The sequence below is a fragment of the Planococcus chinensis genome (assembly GCF_042681545.1).
Classification (GTDB): domain Bacteria; phylum Bacillota; class Bacilli; order Bacillales_A; family Planococcaceae; genus Planococcus; species Planococcus chinensis.
In genome coordinates this window covers 36886-53337 of sequence record NZ_JBHUFW010000012.1, presented here as the reverse complement: position 1 = coordinate 53337, position 16452 = coordinate 36886, and the positions used below count along the sequence as shown (strand labels likewise).

General features: G+C 51.0%; 16 protein-coding genes. 3 read left to right on the top strand and 13 right to left on the bottom strand.

The genetic code is table 11. The features are described 5' to 3' along the window. Positions 1-57: 57 nt before the first annotated feature. The 6 genes from ACFSDB_RS15690 to ACFSDB_RS15665 all read right to left on the bottom strand — a co-directional run bounded on the left by ACFSDB_RS15690 (position 58) and on the right by ACFSDB_RS15665 (position 6437). Positions 58-822: a MerR family transcriptional regulator gene (locus tag ACFSDB_RS15690; protein ID WP_204892878.1), complete on the bottom strand. Its 765-nt coding sequence runs from the start codon at positions 820-822 to the stop codon at positions 58-60. 62 nt (positions 823-884) lie between these two features. Then, the gene (locus tag ACFSDB_RS15685; protein WP_204892879.1) at positions 885-2624 is read right to left on the bottom strand and encodes an ABC transporter ATP-binding protein; all 1740 of its coding nucleotides are present in this window, start codon (positions 2622-2624) and stop codon (positions 885-887) included. Positions 2625-2642: 18 nt separating this feature from the next. Further along, complete coding sequence (locus ACFSDB_RS15680) at positions 2643-3212, bottom strand: GNAT family N-acetyltransferase (RefSeq protein WP_204892880.1); 570 nt, start codon at positions 3210-3212, stop codon at positions 2643-2645. Positions 3213-3236: 24 nt separating this feature from the next. Next, positions 3237-4397 carry an MFS transporter gene (locus ACFSDB_RS15675; protein WP_204892931.1) on the bottom strand — a complete coding sequence of 387 codons (1161 nt, stop codon included), beginning with the start codon at positions 4395-4397 and terminating at the stop codon, positions 3237-3239. Positions 4398-4557: 160 nt separating this feature from the next. Next, the gene (locus ACFSDB_RS15670) at positions 4558-4863 is read right to left on the bottom strand and encodes a DUF3817 domain-containing protein (protein WP_204892881.1); all 306 of its coding nucleotides are present in this window, start codon (positions 4861-4863) and stop codon (positions 4558-4560) included. A gap of 380 nt (positions 4864-5243) precedes the next feature. Next, entirely contained in the window at positions 5244-6437 is a 1194-nt protein-coding gene (locus ACFSDB_RS15665; RefSeq protein ID WP_204892882.1) for a class I SAM-dependent rRNA methyltransferase, read from the bottom strand. A gap of 229 nt (positions 6438-6666) precedes the next feature. Here ACFSDB_RS15665 and ACFSDB_RS15660 point away from each other — a divergent pair, with 229 nt between their 5' ends. Next, positions 6667-7317, top strand: coding sequence for a GntR family transcriptional regulator (locus ACFSDB_RS15660; RefSeq protein WP_204892883.1), 651 nt, complete (start codon positions 6667-6669; stop codon positions 7315-7317). 99 nt (positions 7318-7416) lie between these two features. Here the strand turns inward: ACFSDB_RS15660 and brnQ are convergent, their stop codons facing one another. The 3 genes from brnQ to ACFSDB_RS15645 form a co-directional block, all read right to left on the bottom strand. Beyond that, complete coding sequence (brnQ, locus tag ACFSDB_RS15655; protein WP_204892884.1) at positions 7417-8787, bottom strand: branched-chain amino acid transport system II carrier protein; 1371 nt, start codon at positions 8785-8787, stop codon at positions 7417-7419. 468 nt (positions 8788-9255) lie between these two features. Further along, on the bottom strand, positions 9256-10170 hold the full coding sequence (locus tag ACFSDB_RS15650) for a DUF2971 domain-containing protein (protein ID WP_204892885.1): 915 nt from the start codon (positions 10168-10170) through the stop codon (positions 9256-9258). A gap of 74 nt (positions 10171-10244) precedes the next feature. Beyond that, positions 10245-10943, bottom strand: a complete 699-nt coding sequence (locus ACFSDB_RS15645; RefSeq protein ID WP_204892886.1) for an AIM24 family protein — start codon at positions 10941-10943, stop codon at positions 10245-10247. A 258-nt stretch (positions 10944-11201) separates the two neighbouring features. On the opposite strand from ACFSDB_RS15645, the gene ACFSDB_RS15640 reads away from it, so the two are divergent. Both ACFSDB_RS15640 and ACFSDB_RS15635 read left to right on the top strand, forming a co-directional pair. After that, complete coding sequence (locus ACFSDB_RS15640) at positions 11202-11573, top strand: CidA/LrgA family protein (protein ID WP_204892887.1); 372 nt, start codon at positions 11202-11204, stop codon at positions 11571-11573. A 2-nt stretch (positions 11574-11575) separates the two neighbouring features. Next, entirely contained in the window at positions 11576-12268 is a 693-nt protein-coding gene (locus ACFSDB_RS15635; RefSeq protein WP_204892888.1) for an LrgB family protein, read from the top strand. A 537-nt stretch (positions 12269-12805) separates the two neighbouring features. Here ACFSDB_RS15635 and ACFSDB_RS15630 read toward each other — a convergent pair. The 4 genes from ACFSDB_RS15630 to ACFSDB_RS15615 are packed head-to-tail and all read right to left on the bottom strand — an operon-like array spanning position 12806 to position 16359. Beyond that, the gene (locus ACFSDB_RS15630) at positions 12806-13192 is read right to left on the bottom strand and encodes a VOC family protein (protein WP_204892889.1); all 387 of its coding nucleotides are present in this window, start codon (positions 13190-13192) and stop codon (positions 12806-12808) included. Between the two features lie 13 nt (positions 13193-13205). Next, positions 13206-14813 carry an ABC transporter permease gene (locus ACFSDB_RS15625; protein WP_204892890.1) on the bottom strand — a complete coding sequence of 536 codons (1608 nt, stop codon included), beginning with the start codon at positions 14811-14813 and terminating at the stop codon, positions 13206-13208. Continuing rightward, positions 14813-15724, bottom strand: a complete 912-nt coding sequence (locus tag ACFSDB_RS15620; RefSeq protein ID WP_204892891.1) for an ABC transporter ATP-binding protein — start codon at positions 15722-15724, stop codon at positions 14813-14815. The genes ACFSDB_RS15625 and ACFSDB_RS15620 overlap by 1 nt, the downstream gene beginning before the upstream one ends. Continuing rightward, positions 15721-16359: a TetR/AcrR family transcriptional regulator gene (locus ACFSDB_RS15615; RefSeq protein WP_204892892.1), complete on the bottom strand. Its 639-nt coding sequence runs from the start codon at positions 16357-16359 to the stop codon at positions 15721-15723. The genes ACFSDB_RS15620 and ACFSDB_RS15615 overlap by 4 nt, the downstream gene beginning before the upstream one ends. Between the last annotated feature and the right edge of the window lie 93 nt (positions 16360-16452).

Here is a 16452-nt window from a genome sequence, read left to right as displayed (position 1 = left end):
AAAACATTGTTAAGAATATGTAAAAAGCAGCCCTGCTTTGAAGCAAGGCTGCTTTTTTTAATGGGAATGGCCGGTATAGACGTTGATGGCATCCCGCAGGAAGCGTGCTGCTCCCGGCTGCACTTTGTCGTAGTAAGCCGAAAAGCGCGGATCGTCGGTATACATTTGCGCAAGGCCGGCGTGCGCTTCTTTGCTGTAAGACGGCCAAGTAAACATCAGCCATTGTTTGTGCAGCTCTACCGCTTTTTGGGCCATCGGGCCGGCGGGGTCTCTGGTCTGGATGGCTGCCGCCAATGCTTCGAGCACTTCCGTTTCCAGACGGGTGAACCGTCCGTATGTTTCCTCGCTCATGCCCATCATTTTCGCATTCGATTCGTTGACGGTATCATCGCCGTATTTCTCGCGGATTTCCTTGCCATACTGCTGTTCATTTTCTTCGATCAGCGCTTTCTTGAAGCCTTCGAATTTTTCATGGTCCTTCATCTGGCTCATCCCTTCCGCTGCGGAAATGGTCTTTTCCACATTAGTGATCAGGAGGTCCAGCTGGCGGCGCTTTTCAAGAAGCTCCTGCCGGTGGCTTTTCAAAGCGGCTGGACCATCAAAAGCAGGATTATTGACGATTTTCTTGATTTCTTCCAATCCCAGACCCAGCTCGCGGTAAAAGAGGATTTGCTGCAGCTTGTCCACTTCCTGCCGCCCATAAAACCGGTAGCCTGCCGAGCTCTTCCTGGCCGGTTCCAAAAGTCCGATTTCGTCGTAGTACCGCAGCGTCCGGGTACTGACGCTCGCCGTCTGCGCTAATTGCTGAACCGTGTATTCCATCGCTTCACCTCCCGATAAGTCCACTTTATACCTTTACGCTGCGTCAAGGTCAAGCCCAAATATCAGGTTAATTGCTGTTGGGCAAATTCCCGGTAAAGCCCGTGGGAACGGCTGAGCTCTGCATGCGTCCCCATACCGGTGATCTGGCCATTTTCAATGAATACAATCTTATCGGCATCGACGATGGTCGATAGCCGGTGGGCAATGACAAACGTGGTGCGCCCTTCCATCAGGCGGCTTAACGCCCTTTGGACAATCCCTTCCGATTGGCTGTCGAGGCTTGCTGTGGCCTCATCCATCATCAGGATTTTCGGATCCCGCAAAAAGGCACGTGCAATGGCAATCCGCTGGCGTTGGCCGCCGGACAGTTTGACGCCGCGCTCCCCTACTTGCGTATCCAGCCCTTCCGGGAAATTCCGGATGAATTCCTCGGCATATGCCATGCCGGCTACCCGCCACAGCTCGCCGTCAGGCACTGTTTCCGCATTCGGCAGACCGTAGGTCAGATTTGCCCGAATGGTGCCGCCCATCATGGCACTTTCCTGTGACACATAGCCGATTTGGCCGCGCCAGGAATTCAGCGTCAGCTGGCTGATCGGGATATCCCCGATTGTAATGTTCCCGGAATCCGGTTCGTAAAACCGTTCGATCAAGCCGAAAACAGTCGTCTTGCCGCCTCCGCTCGGGCCTGCAAAGGCAATCATCTCGCCCGGATGCGCTTCAAACGAAATGCCGTCTATTACCGGAGCTTCTTTTTCATATGCGAAGCTCACGTTAGAGACGCGGAGCGGCAGCCCCCTTATATCCATCTCGATGCCGTGCTGGCCTTCCTCAAGCGGCAGTGCCAGGATTTCGATGATCCGCTCAGTCGCCCCTTTCGCTTTCTGAAGCTCTGTAAAGAACAGCGCAAACGTCGTCATCGGCATGATGATCTGGAACAAATACAAAAGAAACGCCACCAGGGAGCCGGTCGTCATCGTCCCTTCTGCTACACGGATGCCTCCATAGCCGATGATCATCACAATGACGGCCATGACGACGGTGTACATAAGCGGGGCGATCCACGCGTAAATTTTGGCTTCTTTCAGGCCGATGCGGAAGAGTTTTTGAATGCCGGCCAAACCGCTTGCTTCCTCCTCTTCTTCAGCCGTCGAAGCTTTCATCAACCGGATTTCGCTCAGGGTCTGCTGGACCTGTCCGGTGAAAACGGCGGTTTCATCCTGCAGGCTGCGTGAAATTTTTGCCATCTTCCGGCCAAGCGGAATCATGACCGCAATGGTGACCGGCACGGCCAGCAGCATGATCCCTGTCATTTTCCAATCGAGTACCAGGAGAATGATGACTGCGCCAATGATGGAAATGATGCCTGTGACAAATTGCGGGAAACGGTCGGTGATCAAGTTCCGGACGATTCCGGTATCGTTGACCACCCGGCTGACGGTCTCGCCGCTTGCCTGCCTTTCAAAGTAAGAAACGCGCAGCCGGATCAGGTGGATCCACATCCGCTCCCGTAACCCCGCAACAATCTTTTGTCCCACCATGCTCAACAGATAAATCGATACCCCATTGATCACGGCTTGAAGGATAAAAGCTAACACCAAACCGGCAACAAGCGCAGGAGACACGGCTTCAATCGAGAACCCGTCGACTAAGCTTTTGGTCAATAGGGGTACCGCAAGGCCGACCAATGTTGTAACGATACTTGATGCCAATCCGATGGCCAGTGCCCATTTCGGGATCTCCAGCGAAAGGATCAAGGAAAGGAACGGTTTCAAAGCCTTTATTTCTCGTTGGTTTTTCATCAATAAAAACTCCTGTTCTTAGCCGTTTTCAGGCAACTTGGCATAAATGCATGTATCTGTCAGGCGCTTGCCATCAACCGACCATTCATCGTTGCGCAGGACCCCTTCCAGCTGGAAGCCCAAATTTTCCGGTATCGCCCGGCTTTTCGTATTTGCCGCATCGCAGCGGATTTCCAGGCGGCAGCATCCAAAGCCATCCATTGCCAAATCAGCCAATGCGCTCACCGCTTCTGCCATATATCCTAAGCCGCTCTGCCGGGTATCGATCCAATAGCCGATTTCCATTTTCGGCATATCCCATTCAATGCCATGGAAGCCGGTCGAACCGATGAAGCCACCTGTTTCTTTATTGAAAATAAGGTAGCGCAGCACTTCTTTCTTTAAGAAATGAACATGCGCTTCCAGTGTATTGATTTCCGTTTCTTCAAGGGAAGGCAAGTGCCGGGCGAATGGAAGCCATGGCTGCAAGTCGTCGAAGGACGCCCGGATTGCAGCATTCACCTTTTTGCCATCCCCTGGCCGCGGCATGCGCAGCAGAAGACGCTCTGTTTCAATTTCTTCCGGTACTTCCGGTAACATTAACGCCATATGCCATCTTCCTTTTCCATTAGTTTAAGCAGCGGTGATTTTCCGGTCTTTCGGCAAGCCGAGCCCGACCAGCCCGATCAACGGCAGGAACGACACCACCACCATTGTTTCAAATACGCCGATGCGGTCCATCAAGATTCCGATGACCACACCGCCGATTGCACCCATGCCAAATGCCAGTCCGACGGTCAGCCCGGACATCGTGCCAATTTTGCTCGGCACCAGTTCCTGCGCGTAGACGACGGTCACGGAGAAGCTCAGCATGATGAAAAAGCCGATCAGCACCAGCAGGATGATGACCGCAAGCAACGGTACGTAGGGGAGGATCACCGCAAGCGGAATCGGCACCAAAAGCGACAGCACGATAACATTTTTCCGCCCGATCTTATCCGCCAGAGGGCCGCCAAAAAAGGTTCCCGCCGCTCCGACCGCGAGGAACAGGAAAATATAAAGCTGCCCTTTCTGGATGGACAAACCATATGCGTCCATCAAATGAAAAATATAAAAGCTCGTCATGTTCGTCACGTAGAACGAACGCGCGAAAATGATGATCAGCAGCAGCGCGAGCGCCACCCCGACTTGCTTCCGGGTAAGTTCTGGAAGCGAGGACAGAAATGCTTTCTTGCCTTTGTTCGCCCGTTCGCGCACCAGCTGCGCCTGATACCAGATTGAAATGCGCGACAGAATGAATATGCCAAGCGCTGCCACAAACAAGAACAGTGCCGCGCCCCGCTGGCCGAGAGGCACCAAGATAAATGCGCTGATCAATGGCGCGAGCGCCTGGCCGGAATTGCCGCCGACCTGGTAGATGGACTGGGAAAGCCCTCGGCGATGCCCTGCCGCCATATAAGAGACGCGGGACCCTTCCGGATGGAAGACCGCTGAGCCGAGCCCAAGGAACATCACCGACACGAGGATCATCCAATACTCCGGCGCAAAAGCGAGCCCGGCCATGCCGAGAAACGAACTGGTCATGCCGAGCGGCAAAGCAAACGGCATCGGTTTTTTATCACTGATAAAACCGACCACTGGCTGCAGCACCGACGCCACGATGTTCAGTGCAAAAGCGATCAGGCCGAGCTGCGTGAACGTTAAGCCGAGGTCGGCTTCAAGAATCGGGAACATCGCCGGAATGACCGCCTGCAGCGAATCATTCAGCAAGTGGCATGCCCCCATGGCGAACATGACCGGATAAACCGGATTGCCGATCCCTTGGGAAGTTATCGTTTTTGTCACCTGAAGGCCTCCTCTGTAAAATCAGTTGTCTCCATTATAGGATATTTTGCCAGTTCAAAGCATTTTTCAGCCATGAAAAAACACTTGCGGAAAAGATTCCGCAAGTGCTTCAAGCTGTCTTGAGTTGTTGCCAGTTTTCGAGCCGCTTGTCGAGGACAAAATTCCCGAACGGAATGAATGCCACCGCCACTGCCGCCACCGAGAACCGGAACGGCCACTTTGCCACAAACGTCATGTAGGCGATCATCAAACAGTAAAGCGTAAACAGGCCGCCGTGGATGGCGCCGACTACGCTGACCGCTTCCGGAAAGCCGAAAAAGTATTTTAACGGCATCGCCAAAAACAGCAACACCAACAGCGATCCGCCTTCAACAAATCCCATGAACCGAAACTTCTGCAATGCGTTCTTAATCATCATTTCCCCTCGCAATCTGTTTCTATTATAAAAGCGGATCGCGTCCCAAACAAACATCAAGCGGTGCAGCCCCTGAATAAATGCTGCACCGCTTCAAAATTCCGCCATAAATATATTATCCATCTTAAAGATAAGGATTCTATATGTCGCTTCGGCGCTTAAGGCATGCTACTGCCATGCATTGAAAGCTAATATCATCACTTTTTCCGTGACGCTAACTAAGATATGGAGTAAAACAGCGCAGACGCCTGCGGGACAAGCGCAGTGCTGAGATCCACTCGAGCGTTTAGCTCGAGTTAGCTCAGCGCAAGCCCGCGGCAAGCAAGCTGTTTTGCGGAATATCAATAGTAAAGGATTATTAAATCAATTTATTCAAATCCTCAGTCCAAACTCACAAACAGGACTTTCAAATAATCGCCTTCTTTGAACTCCTTGCGCACCCGGAAATCCGCCGGCAGTGTGAATTCTTCAACAATGCGATATTTCCGTCCTTCTTCCTTGAACGCCTTTTCAATAAACCCTTTGAATTTCTTCATGCCGAAAGACGCGCTATTGGTCGAAGCGACGATCAGGCCCTTCTGTTCCGTAATGGCAATCGCTTCTTTCATTAAATTGGTATAATCCTTCGATGTGCTGAACGTGTACTTTTTCGAGCGGGCAAAGCTTGGCGGGTCGAGGACGACCACATCGAACTTCAGCTCTTTGCGCTTGGCGTACTTGAAATAATTGAAGACATCCATGACCAGGATGTCCTGGCTTTCATAATCGATGCCGTTGACGCTGAATTGTTCGATCGTCTTGCTGTTGCTGCGCTTTGCGAGGTCGACGCTTGTGGTCTTGGCCGCTCCGCCGATCGCCGCTGCCACTGAAAATGCCCCGGTATACGAAAAGGTGTTCAGCACCGTTTTGCCGCGCGCATACTTTTCTTTCAAAGCGTTCCGGACGTCCCGCTGGTCGAGGAAGATTCCGGTCATGGCCCCGTCGTTCAAGTAAACAGCAAAATTAATGCCATTTTCTTTGACGATCAACGGAAACTCCCCGCGCTCGCCTGCCACAAAATCATCTTCTTCGATGTACTGCCCTTTTGTATCAAAACGCTTTTTCTGGTAGATCCCTCTGCAGTCTGCCACATTCTGCAATGCGGAGATAACTTCGTCTTTGAATGTATAGACGCCCTCACTATACCAGCTCAATAAATAAAAGCCGTCATAATAATCGATCGTCAAGCCGCCGAAGCCATCCCCTTCCCCATTGAAAAGGCGGAACGCCGTAGTGGACGGGTCATCAAAAAAACCTTGGCGGTGTCCGAATGCTTCTTTCAGCGTTCGTTCGATAAAAGCCTGGTTGATCGCTTCGTCTTTATTGCGCGTCAGCACCCAGCCATACCCTTTGTTCTGCTTGCCATAATAGCCTTTTGCCAAGAAACGGCCTTGGCGGTCATTCAATTCGAGGATTGCCCCTTCAGTTGCCAGCCCTTCAACATCTTCGAGCGCTTCTTTTGTAATCAGCGGAAAGCCCCGCTGGAATTCCGCCTTCGCTTTATCTGTCACAGTTATTGAAATTTCCTGTCTCATAGCCACTCATCCTATCTGTAAAAACCGATTTTCTTCTTCTCAGTGTAATACAAAGCACCCGCCAATCATACTGGAAATTGGTCCGATGGTATGCCCTTATGCAGAGCCTGGGGGCAGCAATGGCAAGGAGCAGAAGCACTTCAGCAATATATCGTATAAAGTATTTTTCAATTTCCACAAAATGGTGTATAATTTTAACTATTGAAGCAATAGAAAGGGTGCTCTTGTTATGCCGATTCCCGTAGATCACGCAAAACCAGTCCGTCTTACAGCTAAGGAAAGTGCATATAACCAGTTACAGCAATGGATCATTGATGGCACCTTGCAGCCTGAAGAAAAATTGATCGATACCGACTTGGCACAGGCTTTGAACTTGAGCAGAACCCCCATCCGGGAAGCGCTCCAATTGCTTGAAGTCCAAGGTTTTGTTGAAATGTTCCCTGGAAAAGCGACACGGGTCACCCCGGTCGACAAGGAAGACCTGAAAACCTTATTGCCGCCCTTATCCGCCTTGCAGGCCCTTGCGGCTGAACTGGCGATTCCCCATCTTGATAAAGAAGGTATTGAACGCCTGCAAGAAATCAATGCCCGTTTCCTGGAAGCTATCGAGTCCCAAGACAATTTCACCGCCTTGAAAATTGATGAAGAATTTCATAAGTGCATTGTGGACGCTGCGCAAAACCCTTACGTAGAAACGATCCTCAACAGCCTGCAAGCTCATGTCAGAAGGCAGTTCTACCATCATTCTCTTATCCTGACTGCGCACTCCGCGGACGAACATGCACGCATTATCGCAGCACTGAAAAAGAAGGACACGGAAAAAGTGGCCAAACTCATGAAAGAAAACTGGATCCGCACTGTTGACGATCTCTCCCTATAGCAATAGAAAAAAGCTGTCCCGCAAGAAAAACTTGCAGGACAGCTTTTTGTATTTCAAGCCGGCCCGATTTTCGGACCAGCCCCCAAACTCCGTTCACGATTATGCTTCGTGGCGTGCCGTTTGCACATTCAGACTTTTCCGGCTCCGGGCAATCACCGAGGCAATCGCAATGGTGATGACAGCCGGCACCAGCCAGCCCAGCCCGTCGCTGTAAAGCGGGAGCGTGGAAGCATAGAAGTCGATGACGGACTGCAGCCACGCCGGATTTGAAACCCCAAGCGAAGCAGTCAATGTTTTCAGCCCATCGACGATGGCGATGAAGAACGTCACGGCCATGGCCGAAACGTAGACCAGTCGGTCGTGCTTGAAAAGAGGCGACAGGAATGCCAGCATGATCAGCACGATTGCGAGCGGGTACAAGAACATCAATACCGGTACCGAATAGGTGATGATGTTTGAAAGGCCGGCATTTGTAACAACAAGTGAAAACACAGAAAAAATGACGACAAACATCTTGTAGCTGACTTTTGGCAAGAGCTTATGGAAATATTCAGCGTTGGCTACTGTCAAACCGATCGCAGTCGTCAAACACGCGAGCGTGATGATGACCGCCAACAGCAAAGCTCCGAATGTGCCGAAGTAATGGGAAGAAGCACCGCTCAGGACAGGTCCGCCTGTATCGAACATGCCAAGTGTCCCGACACTTGTCGCTCCAAGATAAGCGATCCCTGTATACACCACTGCCAAAAGGCCGGCTGCGACAATACCGCTTTTCATGGTTGCCGAAAGAATGCCTTTCGGTGAAGTGACACCCAATTTACGGACCGTCGCAATTACGATAATGCCGAACACCAACGAAGCGAGAGCATCCATGGTGTTATAGCCTTCCGTGAAGCCTTTAAGGAACGAACCGCTTGCGTACGCTTCCTGAGGCCCTTGGATCGCGCTCATCGGATTGACGATTGCCATGATCAACAATGCCGCCAGCGTCAGTAAAATAGCCGGCGATAAGAATTTGCCGATATTGTCCACTAATTTCGACGGGTTCAGCGACACCCATAACGAGACTCCGAAGAAAATCAACGAAAAGAGCGGCAGCCCGATAGCTGCAAACTCTTGACCGATGAACGGCGCGATGCCGATTTCATATGAAACGGCGCCCGTTCTCGGCAATGCGAAGAATGGCCCGATCGTCAAATACAAAAGAGACGTGAACACCACACCGAAGATCGGATGAACGCGGCTTGATAAATCCTGCAGATCGCTGCTTTTCGAATACCCGATTGCCAGTATTCCAAGAAGCGGCAGTCCGACTCCGGTAATCAGAAATCCGAAGATCGCCATTCCCACTTCAGTTCCAGCAGCTTGTCCCAATTGAGCAGGGAAAATCAAGTTCCCGGCACCAAAAAACAAAGCAAACAGCATCATGCCGATGACAGCATATGCATTAAACGATAATTTCTTATCCATCTTTCTTTCCTCCTTGAGATATAAATCTAAGCTTAATTAAAATATAAAATACAATCCCAACATAACGTTTCGAGCCCCTAAATTCTGCATGCAATATATCGCACTAACTCATAATACAATATTAATTAGAAAAATCAACATATACTGCTCTAAATTTTCAGAAAAACTGTCTATTTTGTGAATAAGGAATTTCTTCCTTTTTTTATTGAAATAATTTTTATGCAACAAGCCGAATTTACTTGCGCGCAACAAAAAGCTGAATTACACAGCGATGCCGCTTTCCTATGCTTCTTTTCCCTTTGTCCCCTGCAATAGGAACCCTTTCTCTTTTCCGGGCACTTGGACTGCAGAATCCGGCAGCCGGAACTTTATGCGCATAGAAAAAACGGCCTGCCGTATCGGCGCAGCCGTTGTTTTAAAAATATTTTTTTGAAAAAAAGCAAGATGGATTGCCAGCTGCCTCGAATTTTAATACCTCAAAGCCGCTACCGACTTTTTAATTATGAGGTCCTTCAACTCATAACCTTTTGTTTTCAAGTATTGCTCCATGCCTCTTTTGGCGATGTCGATATTGTTTTTGGGACCGATGGTAACATGGCTGATGGGCAGCCTTTCTTTAAAATCCACCGCAATATAAGGGATGATGACGCCATTTTGCGCCCGAAAACTGACGTTTGCCGGTGCTTCATCAAGATGATGGATCATTGCAATCCGGTATTCCTCCTCACTTGCAAAAGTGGGATCCTTGAAAAAGATAGCGCATGTCGCCACGACCGTAAAAAAATGTTTCTCTAGCATGCCTTCTGCTTCCTGCCAGGCGAATTCGTCCAATAATTGAAAGGTCCCGAGCAGAAGTCCCATTAAAATCAGCTCCTGTTTCTGGCGGCTGTACTCGACAAGGCCATGCAAGAGCGCACCGCCTGCCGGTGAACGCTGTATGCCGGACAACAGTTCTTCCCTTGTAAATCCAAGGTTATAGCCTTCCCCTTTGGCATAGTTGTACCAGAGCGCCAGTGAATCCGGTGAATAGGATAAAGAAAAAACATACACTTCAAAACCGCCGTCTTCGATCTCTGATAAAAAACGGGCCATCGCTTTTTCCAATTCGCCGATGAAGCGATGCCAGCGTTCCTTGTCGTGAGGGATATCCATTTTGCCCAGAACCGCCTTTAGAACGTCCCTGAAATAAAACAGTTCACTCGAATCATTCAGGAACGTGCCTTTGCTCATCCACAAATTATTGGTTTCAACCATTCCCATCAAACTGTGGATGCCGGTGTAATGATATAGTGTTTGCTTGTATTCATCCGTTTTCTGGATCTGCTTTTCGATTTCGTTCCGGAACTGCGCTTCCAACGCTTTTGCCAACTCTGTTTTTTTCACCAATGGCAGCCCCTTTCTCCGGAAAAGTCTGTTCATTGGTCTCCCTATTCCCGAATGGCGCCGGTTCAAACGGCTCAGCCGCTTGGAGTTCCGGCTGTGTACACTTCTTCGTATGGCTGGACGATAACGAACCCTTCGCCGCTGAATTCCATTTGGATCGACTCGCCGCTTCCGCGCCCCAGGAATGTCCGAAGCGTCACATCCGTCCGGAATTCCGGCTTCAGATTTCCAGACCAGGCCACTGTCGCATTGGGGTCTGTCACTACTGTCTCACCCGGCCGCACCAAAAGCGTCAACGGTTCATAATGGGACGTGATGGCTACCCGCCCTTTGCCTTGCAGCGTCACATTGAACAGCCCGCCGGCCATGACACCGGCCATTTTCCGCATCATCTTGATTTCCCACTGGATTCCCGGCTCAAAAGCGAGCAAGTCATTGCCGTTGACTGTAATGGCTTCGCCGTTCAGTTCAAAAATCGTGATTTTCTTGCCTTTGTCCGCCAAATACAGCCGGCCTTGCCCCGTCGCCTTCATCAAAGACGTGCCTTCGCCGGTTAAAGCTTTTTTGAACATCGTGCCCACACCGTGTTCAAGCATCCGCTCCCGCTCGAATTTGATCTGCCCCGTGTAGGAAATCATCGATCCCGCTTTTGCCCAGACCATATCCTGCAGATTCACTTCCAGTATACGCGGCGTTTCGAGCTCAAAATAATCGTTCTCCTGTTCATCCTGCTTTGTCTGGCGAATAAACTCCTCAATCGTGTAGTTGCCCATTTCCAACTCCCCTTTCTTCCCTTTCCATACGTATGCCGCTGCTCAAAGTTTCAATTGCAGAGCCGGAAACCGGCTTTTTAAGCACCGGCCGGCAATTTCATTTCACCGGGGCTGCTGAAATGCGGTAAAATAATCTACTATGGAAAGAACTTTCCGGCGGCTTTGGCCGCAGCCTTTTAAAGGAGCAAAACCTGACCTCATCAATTGGCGCCGGTCCAAGGCGCTTAAACAACTATTTCCCTGAAAGGTGCGTGGCCGATGAAATTCCTTATCATTTTTATCCAACTCATCGTTTTATACGGTTTCTACCTGACTGGCGAGTGGCTGCGCGGCTCGTTCAACTTGCCGCTCCCCGGCAGCATCATCGGCTTCCTGCTTCTTTTTGCGGCCCTGCTGCTGAAAATCTATCCCCTCCGCTGGATCGAATCGGGCGCACAGTTCCTGCTGGCCTTTTTATCCTTATATTTCATTCCGGCAACAGTAGGCGTCATGCAATACGGAGACGTCTTTACCGGAAAGGGACTATGGCTGATTGTGATTGTCATGGCCAGTACCTTGCTGACCATGGCCGTTTCAGCTCTCCTTAGCCAATGGGCTTCACGCCGCAGTGCAGAAAAGGAGGCGAATTGAGAATGGAGCTCTTTCTTCTCGCCGGATTGTTTGCCGGCCTTACCACCATTGCCTACCTCTTTTTCAACAGCCTATACGTGAAATACCGATGGACCTTGTTGACGCCGGTACTGACCACGACGGTCGCTTTGATCGCCATCCTGTTGGCTTTCGATATCCCTTACAGCCGCTATATGCTGGGCGGCCAATGGATCGGCGCGCTGCTCGGCCCTGCCGTCGTCGCCCTCGCCGTTCCGCTGTACAAACAGCGCAGCCTGCTCGCACGGAATTTGTGGCCAGTGGCGGCCGGCGTTACAGCGGGCGCCCTTGCCGGCATGCTCAGCGGCGCGTTGTTGGCCAAGCTATTGCGGTTTTCAAATGAAATGGTCATGACCATTCTGCCGAAATCGATTACTACACCTGTAGCAATGCAGCTGGCTGAAGGGCTTGGCGGCATTCCTTCATTGGCCGCCATATTTGTCATGATTGCGGGTTTCACGGGCCTCATCATCGGTCCGCGGCTTTTGAAAGGGCTCGGCGTCGAATCCCCGATCGGGCGCGGGATCGGCCTCGGCTCTTCCGCCCACGGCCTTGGGACGGCGAAAGCATTCGAGTACGGCATCGAAGACGCTTCCATGAGTTCCGTTGCCATGACATTGAGCGCGGTCGTCGGATCCTTTCTCGGCCCTGTCATCGTTTGGCTCTTTTTCTCGTAACGTAAACGAAAACTGCATTTTATCGACAAGAATCCCCCATGCCTGTTGCATAGGGGATTCTTAAATTATAAATAAAGTCTAATTTGAATGAATAAAGATGCATAAGCCCGACCGGGCTGGCCACTTCGCTTTCCGTGGGCTCGTGGTCAGCACGGTCGGGAGCGTCACCTGTATCTAAAAAAAGGTTAAGACGCTTATCCAGTTTTGTATGGCTGGGTCCAAGCCGCTGACTTCTGGATCCGCAACGGAAGGCGGCGAGCAAGTTGGCCGAAGGCAGTTCGGCCGACTTGTTTGCGACGAAGCAGCGAAGCGATGCAGGAGCACCGGTTTTACCTGCGGGATAGCGAAGTGCCGAAATCCACTCGGACGCCAGTCCGAGTTAGTTCGGCGCGAGCCCGCGGAAAGCGTCCGCCTGAAGTGGAGGACCCTACATTTCTTTATTTCATACATGTTTCATGTATATTTATAAAATTTGAAAATCGTATCTTCTTTTATCTACAAGTTTGACCTCCATGAACCAAACGCATGGGGGATTCTTCATTCCAGATTCAATTGCCACGACACGCCGAAACGGTCGACGAGCCAGCCGAATTTCCTGCTGAATGGATACTCGCCAAGCGGCATTAATTCTTCGCCGCCTTCGGAGAGCTGGCTGAAACTCTGGTCGATTTCCGTGGCACTCGTGCAGTTGACGAACATGGAGATTGCCGGCGTAAAGGTAAATTTATGTTCAATCGTGCTGTCGATGCACATAAACGCCTGGCCGTTCAGCCTGAACTGCGCTTTCATGACGGATCCATCCAAGTTATAAGTGATTTCATCAATATCCGAATCTGCAAAAACGGAGGTGTAGAATTTCATCGCTTCTTCCGCCTGCCCTGTGAACATCAAAAAGGGAACGATTTTCGGGAGTGATTGAGCCATTTTTATTCCTCCTTTATAATTTGCCGATATCTCTTCTGTTGTATCCCATAAAACCAATCGCTGCCAACACCACTGCAGCTGCCGTCAATCCGATTGCCTGGACCGCATCAAACTCTTCAATCGGCATGCCTGATACGTATCCGAAAGGAGTCAGTCTCCCGATCCATTCCTCAAACTGGAACAGGTTGCCAAGATAGATGACGAAAAACGAGACGGCTAGGTAGAACCAAATGGCCCCTGTGAACCGCGGCGCCCAGCCAAGAAGCAGCACTGCCAGCCCGACCATGGCCCAAAGCGCCGGCAGATACGCAAGCGCCGCCCGGTAGGCCATGCCAATATCGAACCCTTCTGCCACCATGGCATTGGCAGTGGTGCCAAAACCTAGGCCTGCCAATGTCAGCATGATAAAGCTGGCAGCTAAAGAAACCACTAAGTAACTGCCCAGCAGGCGGCTTCTCGATACCGCCCTTCCCAGAATGTGTTCAATCCGCCCGTTCTTCTCTTCTCCCTTCAATTTCAAGATGGCCATCAGTACCGGAATAGCGCAGAAAATTCCCATGACTGACATCAATATCGGCACAAATTGTTCAATCAGGGAAAAGCCTTCTTTCGGCACCAGCAAATCCTGCATGATTTCCACATCGGCAAAAAAGGAATCCGTGTCGCCCATTACCGATCCGTAGGAAACACCCAGTACATACATCCCGACTGCCCAGGCGATCAGCCCCGTACGCTGAAGCCGAAAGGCCAGGCCCAGCGGACCTTGCAAAAGGGCGGAAGCACGGAGCCGCCCGGGTCTTGCCGGCAGGAAGCCGGCTCCCAAATCACGGATGGAATTCAGGTACATGGCCGCCGCAATCAGCACCAGAGCGGCGCCCGCCGTCAGCAGGACCGGCCACCATATATTGTTGACGTATACTTCGGAGCGCAAAATCCATCCGAGCGGCGAAAACCAGGAGATGGTTTCATTGCTGACGTCCCCGATTGCCCGTACGATATACGCCAGCAGCAAAGCGGCAATCGAAAACCCCAATGCGCTTCTGGAATTCTGCGCCAGCTGAGCGAAAACAGCTGTCAAAGCGGCAAAAAACATTCCCGTCGCCCCTAATGCGGCGCCGTATAAAAGCGACCCTTGCAAATCCATACTTTCGATATTCAAGGCATACAAGCTGAAGCCGATGAGTAAAGCCAACAAGATATTGGCCAAAAACAGCACTTGCAGCGTCGCAGCCACATTCGACAAGCGGCCCACTGGCAAGGAACGGATCATCTCGACGCGCCCGTCTTCTTCGTCCGCACGGGTATGGCGAACCGTCAGCAGCACATTCATCAAACCTACAACAACCGCTGTCATGAGCAGCATCTGATGCGCGAGCATCGCGCCCATCGTATAATCCGCCAAACCGAAGCCTGGCCCGGTCATGGCCGTCATGGCCGGATTTTCCATTGTCGCCGCCATGGCCTGCCGCTCCTCATCACTCCCGTAAAGCCCTGTAAATGCTACGGCAATCAGCAGCGTCACGAACACAAAACCGAAAATCCAGGCCGGGAGGCGGATCCGGTCGCGCCGCAGGATAAAGCGGCTCAAGCTTCCTGTACCGTTAAATTGGCCGTTGCCCATTACCTCCCGCCTCCTGTTTCGGCTCTTGTTCCGCTTGCTTCGTAGTGGCGGATGAACAACTCCTCCAGTGTCGGCGGCGAACTTTCCAACCGCAGGATGCCGAAACCACTGACGTAGCGGATGACATTATCCAATTCTTCCTGGTCCACTTGAAACGACAGCGCCTCGCCTTTCTGCTCGATGCCCCGCACCCCTTTGACGCCCGCCAATTCCGGCATCGGTTCCTTGGTTTCGACCAATACGATGGTGCCGGTCAGGTGCTGAAGTTCCTTTAACGTGCCTTTTTCAATAATCTTCCCTTGCCGGATAATCGCCACTTTATCGCATAATTTCTCAACTTCCGACAAGATATGGCTCGACAGCAAGATGCTTTTTCCTGCCGCTTTCGCTTCCATGACCCATTCCTGAAAAATCCGTTCCATCAACGGATCGAGCCCGGAAGTGGGTTCATCCAAAATATACAGATCCGCATCTGTGGACAAGGCGGCGATCAATGCCACTTTCTGGCGGTTCCCTTTGGAATAGGTCCTGCATTTCTTGGCAGGGTCCAAATCGAACCTTTGAATCAATTCATCCCGCCGGTTTTTGCTGTTGCCGCCGCGCAATTTGATGAACAAATCGATTACTTCCCCGCCTGTCAAATTCGGCCAAAGGTCCACATCCCCGGGTACATAGGCGACCCGTTTATGGATGTCGACCGCTTCTTTCCAAGCGTCTTTGCCAAAGACCGTCGCCTCGCCTTCGGTTGCTTTTAAGATGCCCAGCAGCACGCGGATCGTCGTCGATTTCCCGGAGCCGTTCGGACCGATAAAGCCGTAGACTTCCCCTTGCTCCACTTCAATGTCGACCCCGTCCAAAGCAGCAAAATCCCCGAATTTCTTTGTCAGCCCCACTGTTTTTAGGATCGTCACTTTTCCCACTCCCCTTCTCTATAGAAACTCTTTTTTAGAATATCGAGGTACTCATAAAACTCGCTCCAATAAGGTCCGAAATCGACAGCAGCCAATTTCGCACCTGTGAGCCTGCGTGCCAAGTCATTCTGGTAGCCTTCAATCGCCCACTGGATCAACCGAAAGGCCTTCTCTACATCGACACCTTCCCGAAACCGGCTTTTGTCGATGCCTTCGTAAAGCATGGCATAGCCTTTTTTCTGCATTTCTTCATATTTCTTCTGGAGGCGCGGCGGCAATCCGGCATCCTCGGCCAGCATGGCGGTACCGATAAAGTTGAAAACATGGGCATTCTCGGCCTGTGCTTTCAATTTAATGGCGGCAATTTTTTTCAGGCGCTCAATAAAATCCGGCTCCGCTAAATCCGCCATCCCGAAGTATTGCTCCATCATGACCGTTAAACTGTATTCCACTAAGTATTCGTATAGCTCTTTCTTGTTGTTGAAATAATAGAACAGCATCCCTTTGCCAATGCCTGCTTCTTTGACAATTTGATTGGTCGAAGCTCTTTCATAGCCATTTACCGCAAATTCCCTTAAGGCCGCTTCTAGGATTTTCTGTTGTTTTGCTATGTCGAGCTTCTTGAATTTATCCATGCTCCGCCATCCTCGCATTTCTTTTTCGACCAATGTGGTCGACTACAGTGTAATCCTCTCCAAACCCCTTCGTCAACCATTTTATTTGAATAT

What these genes read in the sequence shown, in the direction of transcription:
- ACFSDB_RS15675 (WP_204892931.1), bottom strand. Translation starts at nt 4,397, where the DNA reads ATGTTCGCCATGGGGGCATGCCACTTGCTGAATGATTCGCTGCAGGCG.
- ACFSDB_RS15685 (WP_204892879.1), bottom strand. Translation starts at nt 2,624, where the DNA reads ATGAAAAACCAACGAGAAATAAAGGCTTTGAAACCGTTCCTTTCCTTG.
- ACFSDB_RS15670 (WP_204892881.1), bottom strand. Translation starts at nt 4,863, where the DNA reads ATGATTAAGAACGCATTGCAGAAGTTTCGGTTCATGGGATTTGTTGAA.
- ACFSDB_RS15635 (WP_204892888.1), top strand. Translation starts at nt 11,576, where the DNA reads ATGGAGCTCTTTCTTCTCGCCGGATTGTTTGCCGGCCTTACCACCATT.
- ACFSDB_RS15615 (WP_204892892.1), bottom strand. Translation starts at nt 16,359, where the DNA reads ATGGATAAATTCAAGAAGCTCGACATAGCAAAACAACAGAAAATCCTA.
- ACFSDB_RS15690 (WP_204892878.1), bottom strand. Translation starts at nt 822, where the DNA reads ATGGAATACACGGTTCAGCAATTAGCGCAGACGGCGAGCGTCAGTACC.
- ACFSDB_RS15660 (WP_204892883.1), top strand. Translation starts at nt 6,667, where the DNA reads ATGCCGATTCCCGTAGATCACGCAAAACCAGTCCGTCTTACAGCTAAG.
- brnQ (WP_204892884.1), bottom strand. Translation starts at nt 8,787, where the DNA reads ATGGATAAGAAATTATCGTTTAATGCATATGCTGTCATCGGCATGATG.
- ACFSDB_RS15645 (WP_204892886.1), bottom strand. Translation starts at nt 10,943, where the DNA reads ATGGGCAACTACACGATTGAGGAGTTTATTCGCCAGACAAAGCAGGAT.
- ACFSDB_RS15625 (WP_204892890.1), bottom strand. Translation starts at nt 14,813, where the DNA reads ATGGGCAACGGCCAATTTAACGGTACAGGAAGCTTGAGCCGCTTTATC.
- ACFSDB_RS15640 (WP_204892887.1), top strand. Translation starts at nt 11,202, where the DNA reads ATGAAATTCCTTATCATTTTTATCCAACTCATCGTTTTATACGGTTTC.
- ACFSDB_RS15665 (WP_204892882.1), bottom strand. Translation starts at nt 6,437, where the DNA reads ATGAGACAGGAAATTTCAATAACTGTGACAGATAAAGCGAAGGCGGAA.
- ACFSDB_RS15630 (WP_204892889.1), bottom strand. Translation starts at nt 13,192, where the DNA reads ATGGCTCAATCACTCCCGAAAATCGTTCCCTTTTTGATGTTCACAGGG.
- ACFSDB_RS15680 (WP_204892880.1), bottom strand. Translation starts at nt 3,212, where the DNA reads ATGGCGTTAATGTTACCGGAAGTACCGGAAGAAATTGAAACAGAGCGT.